This is a genomic window from Actinomadura sp. NPDC000929 (assembly GCF_040492065.1).
Taxonomy (GTDB): Bacteria; Actinomycetota; Actinomycetes; order Streptosporangiales; family Streptosporangiaceae; genus Spirillospora; species Spirillospora verrucosospora.
Map to the genome: position 1 here is coordinate 25,927 of NZ_JBEUPA010000002.1, position 15,735 is coordinate 41,661.

A 15,735-nucleotide genomic window follows, 5' to 3' on the forward strand; every position below is an offset into this window, starting at 1 on the left:
GGAGGCCGACGAATCCGGCCCCGCTCTCCGGTCAGTACAGGGGGAGGTGCGTCCTATGAAGACCGATGAGAGAGATGCCGGTCCCGAGGAGTTCGGACGGTTGACGGATCCGTTCAGGCGGGAGCTGCTGGCCTACTGCTACCGGATGCTGGGTTCCGTCCACGACGCCGAGGACCTGGTCCAGGAGGTGTACCTGCGAGCGTGGCGAGCGTATGCCTCCTTTGACGGACGGGCGTCGCTGCGCACGTGGCTGTACCGGATCGCCACGAACGCCTGCCTGAACGCTCTGGAGCACAGCAGCCGGCGCGTGCTGCCTTCGGGCCTGGCCTCGCCGTCCGGCGACGTGCCGCCGCCCGGGTCGCGCGCCCCGGAGGTGCCCTGGCTGGAGCCCCTGCCCGACCGGCTCGTCGGCGGTGCGCCGGAGGACCCTGCTGCGGTCGTCGCCGAGCGGGCGAGCCTGCGGCTGGCGTTGATCGCCGCCTTGCAGTACCTGCCCGCCCGGCAGCGGGCCGTGCTGGTCCTGCGGGACGTGCTGGGCTGGTCCGCCGCGGAGGTCGCCGGAATGCTCGGGATGACCGGCGCGGGGGTCAACAGCACGCTGCTGCGCGCCCGGTCCCGCCTGGAGCGGCTGGTCCCCGCCGGCGACGAGATCGCCGAGCCGGACGAGCCGGCGCGCCGCGAGCTGCTCGACCGGTTCGCCAAGGCCTTCGAGACGGTCGACATCGCCGGGCTCACCCGGCTGCTCACCGAGCAGGCGGCCTGGGAGATGCCGCCCGTTCCGCACTGGTTCAGAGGCCGGGAGGCCATCGGCCGGCTGCTCGCCGCGCGGCTGCCCTCAGGCCGCGATCCCCACCTGCTCGTGCCCGTCCGCGCGAACGGCCAGCCGGCCTTCGGCGCGTACCTGCGCGGCGAGGACGGGATCCTGCACGCGCATTCCCTGATGGTGGTCACTCCCACCCGCTCCGGAATCGCCCGCATTTCGAGTTTTATGGCCCCTTCCCTTTTCGACGACTTCGGCTTTCCCCGGGTGCACGAATGATCACTTCCGCCGCGCCGCCGCTTTTACGGGGCGCGGCGGAAGGGTAGGTCACGAGGCGAACCGCAGGTGCTCCTTGGGGGACGAGCCCGATGACGAAAGCGCTGCCGCCCACCAGCCGGAATCGCGCGAGCCTGGCGTACCGGCTGCGCTACGCCGCCCAGAATCCAGACAAGATCGGTACATATCTGTCACGCATGGCGCGCGACCTGAAATTCCGGGTCTCCAGCCGCGACCACGTCGCCTACTACCGGGCCGTCATGAGGGCCGACGCGGCCCGGAGCCCGGAGGCCGCCGTCGGCAGCCCCACCCGCGAACGCTGGCTCGCCCTCGGCCAGATGCAGTTCGACTACCTGCTCAGGCACGGCCTCAAGCCGGACGACCGGCTCCTGGAGATCGGCTGCGGCAACCTGCGCGCCGGCTGGCGGTTCATCGACTACCTCGACGCCGGCAACTACTACGGCATCGACATCTCGCCCGACATTCTGCTCGCCGCGCAGCACACCCTCGTCCGCAACGACCTCCGCGAGAAGCTGCCGCACCTGACGCTGGTCGGCGACCTGAAACTGCGGTTCCTGCCCTCGGAGCACTTCACGGTCGTCCACGCGCACAGCGTCTTCAGCCACTCGCCGCTGGAGGTCATCGACGAATGCCTCGCGAACGTGGGGCGCGTCCTCGCCCCCGGCGGCTTCTTCGACTTCACCTTCGACCGCACCGAGGGAACCGAGCACCACGTCCTGCGCGAGGACTTCTACTACCGCACCGAGACCCTGACCTCCCTGGCCGAGCGCCACGGCTTCACCGCACGCTTCATGGACGACTGGGAGGACCTCCCGCACGGCCAGTCCAAGATCCGCGTCACCCGGTGAGGCGGTCCGGGGGCCGCGGCTCCCGTCCCGTGGCACCGTGACCCGTCCTACACCCGCCACCTGCATCATCCGGGCGGGGGAGGGAAAGCAGAAGCGGTGTGGGATCCCCCCAGGCCTCCGTCGCCGAGCAACGCCCCCGGAGGCTCCGCACGGCCGATCTGAGGACCATGATTCTCTTCACCAACGCCAAGGCCGGCACGCATGACGCCCAGACCTTGGACCGGGTGGCCGCGCTGCTCAGGGACGCCGGGCGGGACGTCACCGTCTGCCCGTGCGTCGCGCCCGACGACCTCGACGAGGCGCTGGACAGGGACCGCAAGGCGGTCGTCGTGGCCGCCGGCGGCGACGGCTCCATCAACCGTCTGGTCAGCACCCTGCACCGGCGCGGCGAGCTCGACCGGACGGTCGGGCTGCTGCCGATGGGCACCGGGAACGACCTCGCCCGCAACCTCGGCATCCCGCTCGACCCCGACGAGGCCGTCCGCCTCCTGCTGGACGGCGGGCACCGCGAGCTGGACATGGTCGTCGACGAGGACGGCCGCGTCACCCTCAACGCCGTGCACGTGGGCATCGGCGCCTCGGCCGCCGAGAGCGCCACGCGGTTCAAGCGCACGCTCAAGGTCGCGGCGTTCCCGCTCGGCGCGGTCATCGCGGGCCTGCGCCACTCCGGGTGGCGGCTGCGGGCCGAGGCGGACGGCGAACTCGTCGCCGAGGGCAAGTTCCTGATGGCCGCGCTCAGCAACGCGCCCGGCATCGCCGGCGGCTCCGCCCAGCTGGCCCTGGACGCGCATCCGGGTGACGGGAAGATGGAGCTGGTCGTCTCCGCCGCCACCGGGCCCTTCGCGCGGATCGCCTACGCCCTGCGCCTGCGCGACGGCAGCCACCGCCACCGGGACGACGTCCTGCACGTCACGGCCCGCAAGGTCACGATCAGCGGCGAGGAGTTCCGGAGCAACAGCGACGGCGAGGTGTCCGGTCCCTACACCAGCCGCACCTGGACCCTGCACCCCGGCGCCTGGCGGCTGATCGCCCCGCCCCGGCCCGCCTGAGGACGGGCCGCCGCCGGAACGTCAGGCGGTGCTCTCCTCGGGCTTCCGGACGGGGACGAGAGGATGCAGCTCGTGGGTGCCGGGCCGCACGACCGCGTACGAGCTCTCCGGCACCTCCGTCCACGCGCCCTCGAGATGGTGGATCGGCTCGGACACGACGAACCGCGCGTCCGTCCCGAGCCGCTGGAGGACGTCCAGCCCGGGGTAGAGCGAGCGCAGCTCGGCGATGTCGGTGGAGTAGAAGAGCGACCTCGTGCGTCCCTGACTGGAGTAGCGGAACACCCAGATCGACTCGCCCTCGCTGGTGGCCACCGTCATCTGCAGCGGATCGGGCACTCCGTGGCGACGCCCGAGGTCCTCGACGAGGCCGATGGTGCGGGCGACGGCGCCCGGCGGGTCCTCCCGCAGGCCGAAGGTGAGGGCCAGGTAGAACAGGGCCTCGGAGTCGGTCGTGCCCTCGATCTCGGGGTAGAGCGAGGGATCGACCGCGAGCATGACGTCCCGCTTCAGCCGGGGGTAGTCGGCGATGGCCCCGTTGTGCATCCACAGCCACCGCCGGTACCGGAACGGGTGGCAGTTGCTGCGCTGCACCGCGGCGCCGGTCGAGGCCCTGACGTGGGCGAACAGCAGCGGGGTGCGGATCTCCCGGCTGATCTCGCGCAGGTTCGGGTCGTTCCAGGCGGGAAGGACGCTCTTGTACACACCCGGGATCGGCCGGTCCCCGAACCAGCCGACGCCGAAGCCGTCCCCGTTCGTGGTCTCCGCCCCCAGCCGGGCGTGCAGGCTCTGGTTGATCAGGGAATGGGCCGGCCGGAAGAGCAGGGCCTCCGCCAGGGCCGGGTCCCCGGAGTAGGCCATCCACCTGCACATCGCCACCACCTCGCATCGACTCGCCGCCGCGGCGACCGGGAGCCCGTCCCGGGATTCGGCCAGGTACGAACCCCCTTTACTTCCTCCCTACCCGATGAGACCCGCGCGCACCAGCGCGAACGGGGCCGGACGCGCGGCACCGCGGGCACGTGTCGGCGACGTGCCCGCGGTGCGACGCGGTCGGAGAAGGAGCGGACGGTCAGAAGACGAAGCAGTCCGCGTACCGGGTCTCCCGGCTGAGCACGGCGGGCACGAGACCGCCAGCGTTGCGGGTGACCTGGGCCGCCTCGGTCGAGTGCGGGGTGGTGCTCTGGCAGGACGTCGGCGAGCTGTGGCCGGACATCAGGTAGTCGCAGCGCCCGTTGCGGTTGTCGGGCAGGCCGAGGGCGTGACCGAGCTCGTGCGCGGCGATCCTCGGCGGGTAGAAGCCGTCGTTGACCGCCTCGCGCCCCATGTAGATGGTGGCGCGGCCGAAGCCGTTCATGTAGGTGCGGGGCCAGCCGTTGTCGGCGTACACCTTCACGGTGGCCTGCGCACCGGTCGCGGCCCTGAGCTGGATCGCCGGCACGGCCGCGTTCCACGCCGCGGCGCCCTGGTCGACGGCCGCCCTGAACTCCTGCGCGGCACTGGCGTCGTAGTAGATGGTGCGGACCGCGACCGGGGCCGCGGCCGACGCCGGCTCGACGGCGAGGGCGGGCACCAGGAAGGACAGTCCGAGCGTGACGGCCAGCGCCGCCATGATCCTGCGAAGTGACATGGGAGCTCCTCGGGGGTGGGGGCGGGGGGTCAGCGGCCGATCTGCTGGTTGATCCAGGACAGGTACGGCGCGATGCCGGTGTAGAGCGTGGTGGTGGCGCACTCGCCCAGGTTGTCGCCGGGGCCGTGGGTCTCGCCGACGAGCGTCCAGTCGCCGCGGGTGCCGACGACCGCCGGGCCGCCGGAGTCGCCGTGGCAGGCCGAGTGCGTCCGGTCGCCGGAGACGCACACGTCGTTGGCGGTGCCGCCGCCGGCCGCGCACCGGCTGCTGGGCAGGATCGTCAGGTCGATCTCCTGGAGGACGGTGGCGGTCCTGCAACTCGGCCAGCTCATGCAGCCGAAGCCGAGCAGCCGCACGGGGGTGCCCGCGGCGGGGTTGGACTGCGCCATCTTCACCGGGGCGGACTGGGCGGGGGTGGAGAGGTGCATCAGCGTGAGGTCGGTGCCCGACCGGGTGGTGCGCCGGTCGATCTGGCGGACCTCGCCGCCGGAGTTCTTGTAGGTCGAGCCGATCCGGGCCTGCGACGCCGAGCCGCAGTGGTTCGCCGTGACGATCCACTGGGCCGCGACCAGGCTGCCGCCGCAGCCGTTGCTCAGCGACACCATCCAGGAATAGGTCTCGGTGGCGTTGTGGCCGCCGATGATCGGCACACCGCCCTCACCGGGGGGCTCGGCGGCGTTCGCGGACGTCACACCGCACATCGCGAGCACGAAGGCGCACGCGACCAGCGTCGCCTTCAGCAGTTTGCGCATGACGGTTCTCCAATCGGGGGGTCGTGCCGCCGGGGCCGTCCTGCTCGCGCGCGGAGCGGGGGGCGCGGCCCGGAACGGCGGGTTCGCTGCTCGTCCTCGGCTCCGTCGCGGAGCACCGCCCGCCATTCTCGGCGGGCTTGCGGGAAAACGCGTTCGCGATAAAGATGACGGCGGCCGGCACGGGCCGGACCGGCATGCTCCTGCGCATGCGACGGCGAATTCGTCTTCTCGCGGGGACCACAGCTACGGGAGAGTAGCCGAGGAAAACGAGCCCCCTCCAGAAGGTGAAAAGCACTAGATGTTCAATGTGTATTTCGAGGGGCATAGAAACCCGCCGGTTCCAGTGCGTTCACCCGGCGTTCGCAGAGCGCGTCCGCCGCCCGCCGGAGGCCGTGCCCGGCCGGGCCGGGGCGGTCAAGCGCAGCTCCCGCAACGGTCGCGACGAATAAAAGAACAATTCCCAACATCACCCGCCAAAGCGGACCGTTTTCTTTGCCTTTTTGCCGCCTCCCTCCCCTTCCTTGACCCGCGTTTTGCTTTGCGCATGGGTAACTATTCACGACACGGAATACCGACTGCGGTGTGGTCGCCACAAGCCGTGGCGTTCCGTATTGGTCGGACAAGTCGCCCGCGCCCCATGCAACGAAAGGAGAAAAGGTGAACTACGGAGAAGAACTCCGACGCGAGATCAGGTCGGAAGGCACCACCCCGCTGATCGGGGTTTTCGACATGTTCTCCGCCTCCGTCGCCGCGCAGCACTACAACGGACTCTTCGTGTCCGGCTTCGGCTTCGCGGCGTCGCACTACGGCCTTCCCGACATCGGCTTCATCGCCTGGCCCGACATCGTCGCGTTCGTGCAGCGGCTGCGGCTCGCCTTCCCCGGGCGGCACCTGCTCGTGGACATCGACGACGGCTACGTGGACCCCGAGGTCGCCTGCCACGTGGTCGAGCAGCTGGAGCTGATCGGCGCGTCCGGCGTGATCCTCGAGGACCAGCAGCGGCCGCGGCGCTGCGGGCACGTGGACGGCAAGCGGATCCTGCCGCTGCAGGAGTACCTCGACAAGCTCGACATGGTGCTGCGGACCCGGCGCGACCTCGTGGTGGTCGCCCGCACCGACGCCGGCGAGGAGGACGAGGTGCTGGCCCGCGCCGAGGCGCTGGCGCGGACCGACGCGGACGTCGTGCTGGTCGACGGCGTCCGGAGCGTCGAGCAGATCCGCCGGGTCCGGACGGTGATCGGCGACAAGCCGCTGCTGTTCAACCAGATCGCGGGCGGGAGGTCGCCCCGCATCTCGCTGCCGGAGCTGACCGAGCTCGGCGTGGAGGTCGCGATCTACAGCACCCCGTGCCTGTTCGCCGCCCAGAGCGCCATGGAGGAGGCGATCGTCCGGCTCAAGCGCGACGACGGCCGCCTGCCCGAACACACCGCGGGGAGCGTCGGCGTCCGGGAGTCGCTGGCCCTCCTCGAACGCAACATCAGCCGCAACCACCCCAGGCCGGAACTCGCCGCGATGTTCCCGGGCGGCGGCGCCTTCTCCCGGCCCGCCGCGGCCGGTCACAGCAGGAAGACGAGCATGGCGGCGACCACCACGTCGATCACGCCGCAGGCTTCGGCGTAGGAGCGGGAGACGACCCTGTCGAGCTTGAGGTGGACGGCGTCCCACACCCCGTGCAGGAACCAGCCGGCCGCGACGAGGTAGCGGCCGAGGTCGGGGTCGACCGCGAGGCTCGCGAACGCGAGGGCGCCGAACCCGACCATCCCGGCCGCCTGCGCTCCGAAGACGGCCCGCCCGTCCGGCGCCTCGGCGAACGCTTCCCAGACGAGCAGGACCAGCGCGGCGGCCGTGATGACGGCGGACAGCGGGACCACGTCCAGCATGCCGATCGCGGCCATGGCCACGACCATGGACCCGACGACGGGCCAGGACGCCCCGCGCCGGCCGATCCGGGCGAGGATCAGGTACTCCAGGGCCAGCAGGAGCAGCAGCTCGCCGAACCCGGAGACCGCCTCGTCCGGGTCGCCGAGGCCGCCGCCCCAGATGAGCGCCGCTGCGGCGAGGGCCGCCGCCGTGGGCCAGCGACGCATCAGCGCGTGACCCCGGCCGTGGCGCGTGGCTTCCTGTGCTCGCACGGTGCTCCTCCTCGGGTGGGCGACGCATCCACCCTCGGGCGGCGCGACGGTCCCGGGTAGTGGCGGACCACCACGTGCGCGGATGACATCTGTCATGCGAATACCGGACAAATGACACCCGCCCCGGACGCCTTCCGCTGGAACAATGGCGGCGTGCGCACAGGGGCCGACGAGGCAGGGCTGGCGGGGTTCCGCCGCTACACCTGGTGGGCGGTGCCGGGCACCAACGTGGCCGTCCTCATCCTCCTCACCGGCGAATGGATCCTGGACGGCGACGTGCCGGTCCAGCCGCGCGCCCTCAGCGCCGCCGCGCTGGCGGTCGAGGTCGCGGCGGTGGTGGCCCTGCTGAACGCGCGGCTGTCGGCCGGTGCGCGGCCCCGCCCGCCCGCGGGCTGGCCGGCCGCCGGAGCGCTGGCCGCGCTCGTGCTCGCCGTCTGCCCCCTGGCCGTGCGCGACTACGGGCTGTGGCCGATCGCGCCCGCGATCATGACGGCGGTCGCCGCGACCTACCTGGACCGCGGCCGCCGGCTCCGGCTGATCGCCGCCGCGGTCCTCGCCGCGGCGCTGCCCGGCGGCGCCGTCAGCCTCCTGAGCGGGGACGGCGAACTGCCGTACGCCGCGCTGTTCCCGCCCGGGGTCACCGCCTTCGTCGCCTGGGCCACGCTCGGCCCCCTGTGGGCCTGGGACATCGCGGGGCGGCTGGACGAGGCGCGCCGCCTGTCGGCCGAACTCGCCGTGAAGGACGAGCGCCTCCGGTTCGCCGCCGACCTGCACGACATCCAGGGCCACCACCTGCAGGTCATCGCCCTGAAGAGCGAGCTGGCCGCCCGGCTCGCCGAGACCGACCCGCCGCGCGCCGCCGCCGAGATGCGCGAGGTCCGGCGGCTGGCCGCCGACGCGCTCGGCGACACCCGCGCCGTGGTGCTCGGCTACCGCCGCACCAGCCTGGACGACGAGATCGCCAACGCCACCCGGATCCTCGCCTCCGCGGGCATCGACGCCCGCACCACCGCGGAGCCCGCCGCCATCGGCGACACCGCCCGCCATCTCCTCGGCCTGGTGATGCGGGAGGCGACCACCAACCTCCTCCGCCACAGCCGGGCGCGCCACGCGTCCGTCGACTACCGCGTCACCGGCGGCGTCGCCCGCCTCCGGGTGGGCAACGACGGCGCGTCCGGCCCCGGCGCCGACCCTGGCACCGGCCTGACCGCCCTCGCCGGCCGGCTGCGGACCGCGGGCGGCGACCTGACCTGGACCCGCGACGCCGACCGGTTCGAACTCACCGCGTCGCTGCCCGCCGCGAACGGCGACGACCGATGATCCGACTCCTGATCGCCGACGACGAGGACCTCCTCCGCAGCGCCCTGGCCTCCCTGCTCGCGCTGGAGGACGATCTGGAGGTGGTCGCCGAGGCGGCCACCTCCACCGACGCGGTCCGGCTGGCCCGCGAGCATCGCCCGGACGTCGCGGTCCTGGACCTGGAGATGCCGCCCGCCGACGGCCTGCGCGCCGCCGAGGAGATCACGGCCGAGCTGCCGACCCGGATCGTCCTGGTCACCCGGCACGCCCGGCCCGCCGTCCTGCGCCGCGCCCTGGCCGCCGGCGTCCGCGGCTTCGTCCCGAAGACGACCTCCGCGTCCCGGCTCGCCGAGATCATCCGCGACGTCGCCGCCGGCCGCCGCTACGTCGACGCCGACATCGCCGCGGCCGCCCTCACCGAGGACGAGTGCCCCCTCACCGACCGCGAGCTGGAGGTCCTGCGCGCCGCCCGCACCGGAGCCTCGGTCAACGAGATCGCCGCCCAGGTCCACCTGGCCCCCGGCACCGTCCGCAACTACCTCTCCACCGCCATGACCAAGCTCCGGGCCCCCACCCGCCACGCCGCCGCCCACCGAGCCTGGCAGCAGGGCTGGATCTGACCCCGCGCCTACATCCGTGGGCGGGCGCGGGGCCGCCGCTCCGTCCGGAGTCGCAGGTCCAAGACGGGACGCCGGGCTGAGGCCACGGGGCGCCGGGTTCCCTAGCGTCGAACCGGCGGGTCATCCCGTCCTTGCTCTCGAACGAGTGCCGCCGGACGGCGGACGTGATCAGACGGGCGGTCGTCATCGTGGCGGGTCTCAGCAGCGTGTCCCCTGGAGTCAGAAGCGTGTCCACCGCGCTCGCGGCGGTCTCGGTCGCCGGGGCGCTGATGGCGTGCCGTTCGCCGCATGAGCCCGCGCGAGCGCCGCTGACCGTGCGCGTGGATTCCGGAAGCGTGCGGGGCATCGCGAAGGGGAGATCCCGGCAGTTCCTCGGCATCCCCTACGCCGCGCCGCCCACCGGAGCCCGGCGTTGGACGCTGCCGCGCGAGCCGGCTCCGTGGCGCGGCGTAAGGGACGCCGGACGGCCGGGGAAGGACTGCGCGCAGGGCTCGCCGGGGCCCGAGAACCCGTCCGGCGAGGACTGCCTTTACGTCAACGTCACCACTCCGCGCGGACGCCACGGTGCGTTGCCCGTGATGGTGTGGTGGCACGGCGGCGGCTTCACCCAGGGGAGCGGGAAGGACTACGACGCCGTCCGGCTGGCGACCGAGGGCAAGGCCGTCGTCATCACGGTGAACTACCGGCTCGGCATATTCGGCTACCTGGGGCTGCCCGGGCTGAAAGGGTCGGGCGACTTCGGCTTCGCCGACCAGATCGCGGCGCTGCGGTGGGCGCGGCGCAACGCCTCGGCGTTCGGCGGCGACCCGCGCAACATCACCGTCTTCGGCCAGTCGGCGGGGGCGATGTCGGCCTGCGCGCTGCTCACCTCGCCCGCGGCCCGGGGACACTTCGACAAGGCGATCATCTCGTCGGGTGCGTGCGGGCTGCGCTGGCCCGCCGGCGGCCTGTTCCCCGGAGCGCCTGCCGACCGGCCCTACGTCCCCGTCGCCCAGGGCCGGGAGGACGGCTTGGCCGCGGCCCGGGAACTGGAGTGCGCGGGCACGGACGCGCTGGCGTGCCCGCGGGGCAAGACCACCGCCGAACTCCTCCCGCACTCGCCGTCCTTCGCCGACCACCTCGCCTACGGCACCGGACTGCTGCCGCGGGACCCGGCGGCGGCGCTGCGCGCGGGCGCGTTCACCCGCGTACCGGTGATCATCGGCGGCACGCGCGACGAGGCCCGGTCGTTCGTCGCGGGCGCGATCCGGTACGACCCGAAACTGATCACGGCGGAGACCTATCCCCGGCTGCTGGAGGAGGCGTTCGGGCCCGCCGCGGGCAGGGTCGCCGCCCGGTACCCGCTGTCGCGGTACCCGTCCGCCGGGCTGGCCTGGGCGACGGTCCTGACCGACGCGTCCTGGGCGTGCTCGGCACTGGCCGGCGCCCGGGACCTCGCCGCGCGCACGACCGTCTACTCCTACGAGTTCGCCGACGAGAACGCGCCCAACGTCAACGGCCTGCACGTCCCCGACGTCCCGCAGGGCGCCGCCCACGCCACCGACCTGCCCTACCTCTTCGACCTGGGCGGCAGAGACCTGCTGGTGAACCGCGAGCGCAAGGGGCTGGCCCGGACCATGGTCGGCTACTGGAGCGCCTTCGCCCGCTCGGGCGACCCGAACCACCGGGGCGCGCCGCGCTGGCGGCCCGGCACCGCGCCGCTGAGCCTCGCGCCCGGCGCGATCCGCACCGTCGACGCCAGGGCGGAGCACGGCTGCGGGTTCTGGGAGACGGTCGCCCGGTGACCGCGGCGGGGCTCCCGGCAACGGGACGCCGCCGGCGCGGCGCGCTGCGATGATGGGCGGGCCGCCGGCGGCGGGACCCGACCCGGCCGGGGGTCCGGGGCCGCGCCCGGCCGCCCCGAGGGAGCCGCCATGACGATCAAGGTGCTCGTCGCCGACGACCAGGACCTGGTCCGGGCCGGATTCTGCATGATCATCGACGCCCGGGAGGACCTGGAGGTCGTCGGCGAGGCGGGCGACGGCGACCAGGCCGTCCGGGAGGCCGCCCGGCTGCGCCCCGACGTCGTCCTGATGGACGTGCGGATGCCCGGCGCCGACGGCATCGACGCCACCCGGCGGATCACCGCCGCCGCCGACCCTCCCAAGGTCATCATCCTGACCACGTTCGACCTGGACGAGCCGCTCTACGCCGCGCTGCGGGCGGGGGCGAGCGGCTTCCTGCTCAAGGACGTGCGCCCGCCGGAACTGGCCGACGCCGTCCGGGTCGTCGCCAGGGGCGAGGCGCTGCTGGCCCCGACCGTGACGCGCCGGCTCCTCGACCGGTTCGTGGCCGTCCAGCCGGCCGAACCCGTCCGGCCCGCACGGCTGGCCGAGCTGACGGACCGCGAGGTGGAGGTGCTCACGCTGGTCGCCCGGGCCGCCTCCAACGCGGAGATCGCCGGGTATCTGTCCCTCGCCGAGGCGACCGTGAAGACCCACGTCTCGTCGGTCCTGCGCAAGCTCGGCGCCCGCGACCGCGTGCACGCCGTCGTGATGGCCTACGACCTCGGTATCGTCCGGCCCCGCCCCTCAGCCTGAAGTCGCATCCGCAGGACCCCTCGCGCGGCCGAGGCCCCGCGTCCGCGGCGGGCCTAACCTGATCACAGGAAGTAAGAGGACCATCACCAAGGGCGGTGCGCGGATGTTCAGGTCACGACGGGTGCATGAGGACGAAGAGTGGGAAGGCGTCGTCGACGGCAAGTCCCGGAACATGCCGGACGGGTCGAACCTCTACCACTACCTCAAGGTCACCTTCACCGGCGGCGGCAGCAAGAAGATCCGCGTCGACGGCTCCCTCTGGAACTCGGTGAGCGAGGGCGACCGGATCGTCAAGCGCGCCGGATCCGACCCGGCCAAGCAGTAACGGCACCGTCCCCCGCGCCGCCGGGTCTCATTTCAGGGACGCGGAGTGGTCGGGGACGTAGGTCTGCATGTCGCGCGGCGGCCGCTCGTATCCCCTGGGGGGCGGCCGTTCGGGGAGCGCGAGCCGCGGCGGCTCCACCGTGCGGTAGGGGATCGTCGACAGCAGGTGGGCGATCATGTTGATCCGCGCGCGGCGCTTGTCGTCGCTCTCCACGACGTACCAGGGCGACTCGGGGATGTCGGTGTGCACGAACATCTCGTCCTTGGCGCGGGAGTAGTCCTCCCAGCGGGTGATGGACTCCAGGTCCATCGGCGACAGCTTCCACCGCCGCGTCGGGTCGGCCAGGCGGCTGCGGAAACGGCGCTCCTGCTCGGCGTCGCTCACGGAGAACCAGTACTTGCGCAGCAAGAGCCCGTCCTCGACCAGCAGCCGCTCGAAGATGGGGCACTGGTGGAGGAAGCGCGTGTACTCCTGCTTGGAGCAGAAGCCCATGACGCGCTCGACGCCCGCCCGGTTGTACCAGGAGCGGTCGAACAGGACGATCTCCCCGGCGGCCGGCAGATGCTCGACGTAGCGCTGGAAGTACCACTGGGTGCGCTCGCGGTCGGTCGGGACGGGCAGCGCGGCGATCCGTGCGACGCGGGGATTGAGGTACTCGGTGACCCGCTTGATCGTGCTGCCCTTGCCGGCCGCGTCCCGTCCCTCGAACACCACCACGACGCGGGCGCCCTCGCTGCGCACCCACTCCTGGAGGTTCACCAGTTCCGACTGGAGGCGGGCGAGCTCCGGCTCGTACACGCGCCGGGACAGCCGCTTGTCCTTGCTCATGCAGAGATCTCTACCCAGGAGGACGTCCTGCCCGCCGCGCCGCGCGTCCCGTCTACGGTGCCGCGGCGTCCAGGTAGGGGGCGAGGAGTTCGTGGGCGAGGCGGCGGGCCGCGCGTTCGGCGAGGCCGTCCTCGATCATCCGCGTCAGGGCGTAGACGATCGACTGGACGAGTTCGGCCGTGCGGTCGGGGTCGGCGGCGCCGTGGTCGGCCAGGGCCGCGCGGAGCGGCGTCTGGAGCTCGTCGTGGAGCAGCCGGCTGGAGTTGGCCAGCGTGTCGGTGCGCCCGGTGGCCGCGAGGGCGCGGGCCAGCGCGTGGTCTCCGCGGGCGACGAGGCGGAGGTTGGCGTAGACGTAGGCCAGGATCCGGTCGCCGGGCGTCCTCGCCTTCGCCATCCGCGCCTCGACGTAGGCCGACCAGCGCGGGAAGGTGTCGACGATGAGGGCGTCGAGCAGGTCGTCGCGGGACCTGAAGTAGGCGTACACGCTGGAGCGGGCGAGCCCGGCCCGGCGGGCGACGTCCGCGAGGCCGGGGGCCCGCTCGGGGTCCTCGGACAGCAGGGTGCGGGCGGCGTCGAGCAGGGCCGCCCGCTGCGCGGCCCGGTGCTCCGCCACGGTCGGCGCCTGGATCTTCGGCACGGGCCCCTCCGGTCCGGTCGTCCTCGGCGGGCGGCCCGGCCGGGGCGTCAGGCGAGCGCGGCCAGGCGTCCGTCGATCATCTCGTACACGGTGTCACAGTGTTCGAGGACATCGTGGTCGTGGGTCACCATGATGGCCGCCACGCCGCACTGCCGCGCCTCGCGGGCGAGCAGGCGGACGATCTCGTGGCTGCGCGCCCGGTCCAGGGCGGCGGTGGGCTCGTCCACGAGCAGCACGCTCGGCCCGGTCACCAGCGCCCGGGCGATGCCGACCCGCTGCCGCTCCCCACCGGAGAGCTGGTGGGGGTGCCGGTCGGCCCGGTCCGCCATTCCCACGTCCTCCAGCAGCGCGAGAGGATCGCGGCCGGAGCGGGCGCGGCGCGGACGGAACCGCAGCGGCAGCCGGAGCTGGTCGACGGCGGTGAGCGCCGGGACCAGGTTGCCCGACTGGAAGACGAACCCGACGTGCTCGCGCCGCAGTCTCGCCCTGGCCCTCGCGCCGGCGGCCGTGATGTCGAGCCCCGCGACCGTGACGGTGCCCCGGTCCGGGCGGGCGAGACCGCCCGCGACCGCGAGCAGGCTCGACTTGCCGGCGCCGGACGGGCCGACGATGGCGGCCAGCTCGCCGGGGCGCACCGCGAGGTCGACGTCGTCGAGCGCCTGGACGGTCTCGGAGCCGTCGCCGTGCCTGAGGCTGACGCCCTCCATGACGAGCCCCGGGCGGTCGTCCGCGCCGGGTTCGCGGGGCCCGGCGGCCTGTGTGGTCTTCCCTGTCATCGGTTGCCTCCAAGCGCGGTGGCGGGGTCGATGGACGCGATCCGGGCGACGGCGGCGCCGGCTCCGGCGAGCCCGAGGAGGACGAGCCCCGCGGCGGCGGCCGTGACGCTCGGGGCGCTGAGCGCGAACGGCATCCCGCCGCCGGTGATGAGCGAGCCGAGGCCGACGCCGATCCCGGCGCCGATCGCGACGGCGGCGACGAGCAGGAGGAACGCCTGGGTGAGCGCGTCGCGCAGCAGCCAGCCTCTCGACGCCCCCATGGCGCGCAGCACGGCGACCTCGTGCTTGCGCTGGATCGCCCAGACGGCGAAGAACGCTCCGACGACCAGGGCGGAGATGGCGTACAGGAACACCTGGATGAGCTGGAGGGTGGAGGTCTCGGCGGAGTAGCCGGGCGAGGCGCCGTAGGAGTCCTCCAGCGTGAGGCTCTCGGTCCCGGCGGCGGCGTCCCCGGCGGCGAGGTCGACCGACGCTCCGGGCTTCGCGCGCACCGCCACGGCGGTGATCTCCCGCGTGGCGTGCGCGGGCACCGGGTCGCCCGGGGCCGCGCCCGCCTTGATCAGCTGCCAGGTCCGCAGCGGCACGTAGCCGACGTCGACATGCCCGAAGGTGTCCTGCCGCGGGGTGGCGCCGACGACGCGGAGCCTCGTCCCGAGCCGGGCGACCGTGATCGTGTCGCCGATGCGAAGGCCGGCGTCCAGGGCCGTGGCGCTGACGACGACGCCGTCCGCGTCCCTCAGGCGCGAGCCCTCGCCGACCTCGGGCGACAGGAACGAGTCCGGCGCCACTCCGAACAGCGCGAGGTCGACGTCCACGCCCCGGTCGCTCTTGGTGTTGACGAGCGTGTTCCCGTAGGGGGCCGCCTGCTGCACGCCCGGACGGCTCCGCCAGGCGTCCACGGCGGACATGTCCACCACGCTCCGGGAGAAGGCCGAGTCGTGCTGGACGTCGCGCTCGAACGCGAAGGAGGTGACCGGCAGGTTCTGCAGACCCGACACCCCGTCCCTGACCAGCCCCACCGACAGCCCGGACAGCATGACCATGAGAACCGCGATCAGGCCCACGACGGCGCCCATCAGCCCGAACCGGACCTTGGCGAACCGCAGCTCACGAAGCGCGAGGAACATCAGCCCCACCCCCGCGCACTTATCGACATCATGTCGACAAGATAGCAACACAATGTCGCGAACCAGCTCCGGGGTCCCG

17 protein-coding genes are annotated in these 15,735 nt (G+C 73.1%); 9 read left to right on the plus strand and 8 right to left on the minus strand.

Annotated elements, in window-relative coordinates; genetic code table 11:
- Positions 1-55: 55 nt before the first annotated feature.
- The 3 genes from ABWI04_RS00925 to ABWI04_RS00935 all read left to right on the plus strand — a co-directional run bounded on the left by ABWI04_RS00925 (position 56) and on the right by ABWI04_RS00935 (position 2,954).
- A complete protein-coding gene (locus ABWI04_RS00925) occupies positions 56-1,039 on the plus strand; it encodes a sigma-70 family RNA polymerase sigma factor (protein ID WP_353831028.1) in 984 nt (327 codons plus the stop codon).
- Between the two features lie 89 nt (positions 1,040-1,128).
- A complete protein-coding gene (locus tag ABWI04_RS00930) occupies positions 1,129-1,905 on the plus strand; it encodes a class I SAM-dependent methyltransferase (protein WP_345178122.1) in 777 nt (258 codons plus the stop codon).
- Between the two features lie 167 nt (positions 1,906-2,072).
- Entirely contained in the window at positions 2,073-2,954 is an 882-nt protein-coding gene (locus ABWI04_RS00935) for a diacylglycerol/lipid kinase family protein (RefSeq protein WP_345178124.1), read from the plus strand.
- 21 nt (positions 2,955-2,975) lie between these two features.
- On the opposite strand, the gene ABWI04_RS00940 is transcribed toward ABWI04_RS00935, so the two are convergent.
- The 3 genes from ABWI04_RS00940 to ABWI04_RS00950 form a co-directional block, all read right to left on the minus strand.
- Positions 2,976-3,824 (minus strand): class II glutamine amidotransferase, encoded by an 849-nt coding sequence (locus ABWI04_RS00940; RefSeq protein WP_353831029.1) that lies wholly within the window; start codon positions 3,822-3,824, stop codon positions 2,976-2,978.
- Between the two features lie 199 nt (positions 3,825-4,023).
- Positions 4,024-4,581 (minus strand): snapalysin family zinc-dependent metalloprotease, encoded by a 558-nt coding sequence (locus ABWI04_RS00945; protein WP_353831030.1) that lies wholly within the window; start codon positions 4,579-4,581, stop codon positions 4,024-4,026.
- A 29-nt stretch (positions 4,582-4,610) separates the two neighbouring features.
- Positions 4,611-5,333: a S1 family peptidase gene (locus ABWI04_RS00950; protein ID WP_353831031.1), complete on the minus strand. Its 723-nt coding sequence runs from the start codon at positions 5,331-5,333 to the stop codon at positions 4,611-4,613.
- Positions 5,334-5,990: 657 nt separating this feature from the next.
- Here ABWI04_RS00950 and ABWI04_RS00955 point away from each other — a divergent pair.
- Entirely contained in the window at positions 5,991-6,953 is a 963-nt protein-coding gene (locus ABWI04_RS00955) for an isocitrate lyase/PEP mutase family protein (protein WP_353831032.1), read from the plus strand.
- Here ABWI04_RS00955 and ABWI04_RS00960 read toward each other — a convergent pair.
- Positions 6,890-7,465: a hypothetical protein gene (locus ABWI04_RS00960; protein ID WP_353831033.1), complete on the minus strand. Its 576-nt coding sequence runs from the start codon at positions 7,463-7,465 to the stop codon at positions 6,890-6,892. The two genes, ABWI04_RS00955 and ABWI04_RS00960, sit on opposite strands and share 64 nt — an antisense overlap.
- Positions 7,466-7,618: 153 nt before the next feature.
- On the opposite strand from ABWI04_RS00960, the gene ABWI04_RS00965 reads away from it, so the two are divergent.
- The 5 genes from ABWI04_RS00965 (at position 7,619) to ABWI04_RS00985 (ending at position 12,288) form a co-directional block, all read left to right on the plus strand.
- Positions 7,619-8,785 carry a sensor histidine kinase gene (locus ABWI04_RS00965; protein WP_353831034.1) on the plus strand — a complete coding sequence of 389 codons (1,167 nt, stop codon included), beginning with the start codon at positions 7,619-7,621 and terminating at the stop codon, positions 8,783-8,785.
- On the plus strand, positions 8,782-9,384 hold the full coding sequence (locus ABWI04_RS00970; RefSeq protein ID WP_345178140.1) for a response regulator transcription factor: 603 nt from the start codon (positions 8,782-8,784) through the stop codon (positions 9,382-9,384). The genes ABWI04_RS00965 and ABWI04_RS00970 overlap by 4 nt, the downstream gene beginning before the upstream one ends.
- Before the next feature lie 227 nt (positions 9,385-9,611).
- A complete protein-coding gene (locus ABWI04_RS00975; protein WP_353831035.1) occupies positions 9,612-11,168 on the plus strand; it encodes a carboxylesterase/lipase family protein in 1,557 nt (518 codons plus the stop codon).
- Between the two features lie 129 nt (positions 11,169-11,297).
- A complete protein-coding gene (locus ABWI04_RS00980; protein WP_345178144.1) occupies positions 11,298-11,963 on the plus strand; it encodes a response regulator in 666 nt (221 codons plus the stop codon).
- 121 nt (positions 11,964-12,084) lie between these two features.
- Positions 12,085-12,288 (plus strand): DUF7489 domain-containing protein, encoded by a 204-nt coding sequence (locus ABWI04_RS00985; protein ID WP_345178146.1) that lies wholly within the window; start codon positions 12,085-12,087, stop codon positions 12,286-12,288.
- 27 nt (positions 12,289-12,315) lie between these two features.
- Here the strand turns inward: ABWI04_RS00985 and ppk2 are convergent, their stop codons facing one another.
- From ppk2 to ABWI04_RS01005, 4 genes are read right to left on the minus strand one after another with little or no spacing between them, the layout of a single operon-like run.
- The gene (ppk2, locus tag ABWI04_RS00990; protein WP_353831036.1) at positions 12,316-13,116 is read right to left on the minus strand and encodes a polyphosphate kinase 2; all 801 of its coding nucleotides are present in this window, start codon (positions 13,114-13,116) and stop codon (positions 12,316-12,318) included.
- A gap of 52 nt (positions 13,117-13,168) precedes the next feature.
- Positions 13,169-13,753: a TetR/AcrR family transcriptional regulator gene (locus ABWI04_RS00995; protein WP_353831037.1), complete on the minus strand. Its 585-nt coding sequence runs from the start codon at positions 13,751-13,753 to the stop codon at positions 13,169-13,171.
- A gap of 47 nt (positions 13,754-13,800) precedes the next feature.
- Complete coding sequence (locus ABWI04_RS01000) at positions 13,801-14,529, minus strand: ABC transporter ATP-binding protein (protein WP_353831038.1); 729 nt, start codon at positions 14,527-14,529, stop codon at positions 13,801-13,803.
- On the minus strand, positions 14,526-15,656 hold the full coding sequence (locus tag ABWI04_RS01005) for an ABC transporter permease (RefSeq protein WP_345178154.1): 1,131 nt from the start codon (positions 15,654-15,656) through the stop codon (positions 14,526-14,528). Before ABWI04_RS01005 ends, ABWI04_RS01000 begins: the two co-directional genes overlap by 4 nt.
- Positions 15,657-15,735 lie beyond the last annotated feature (79 nt).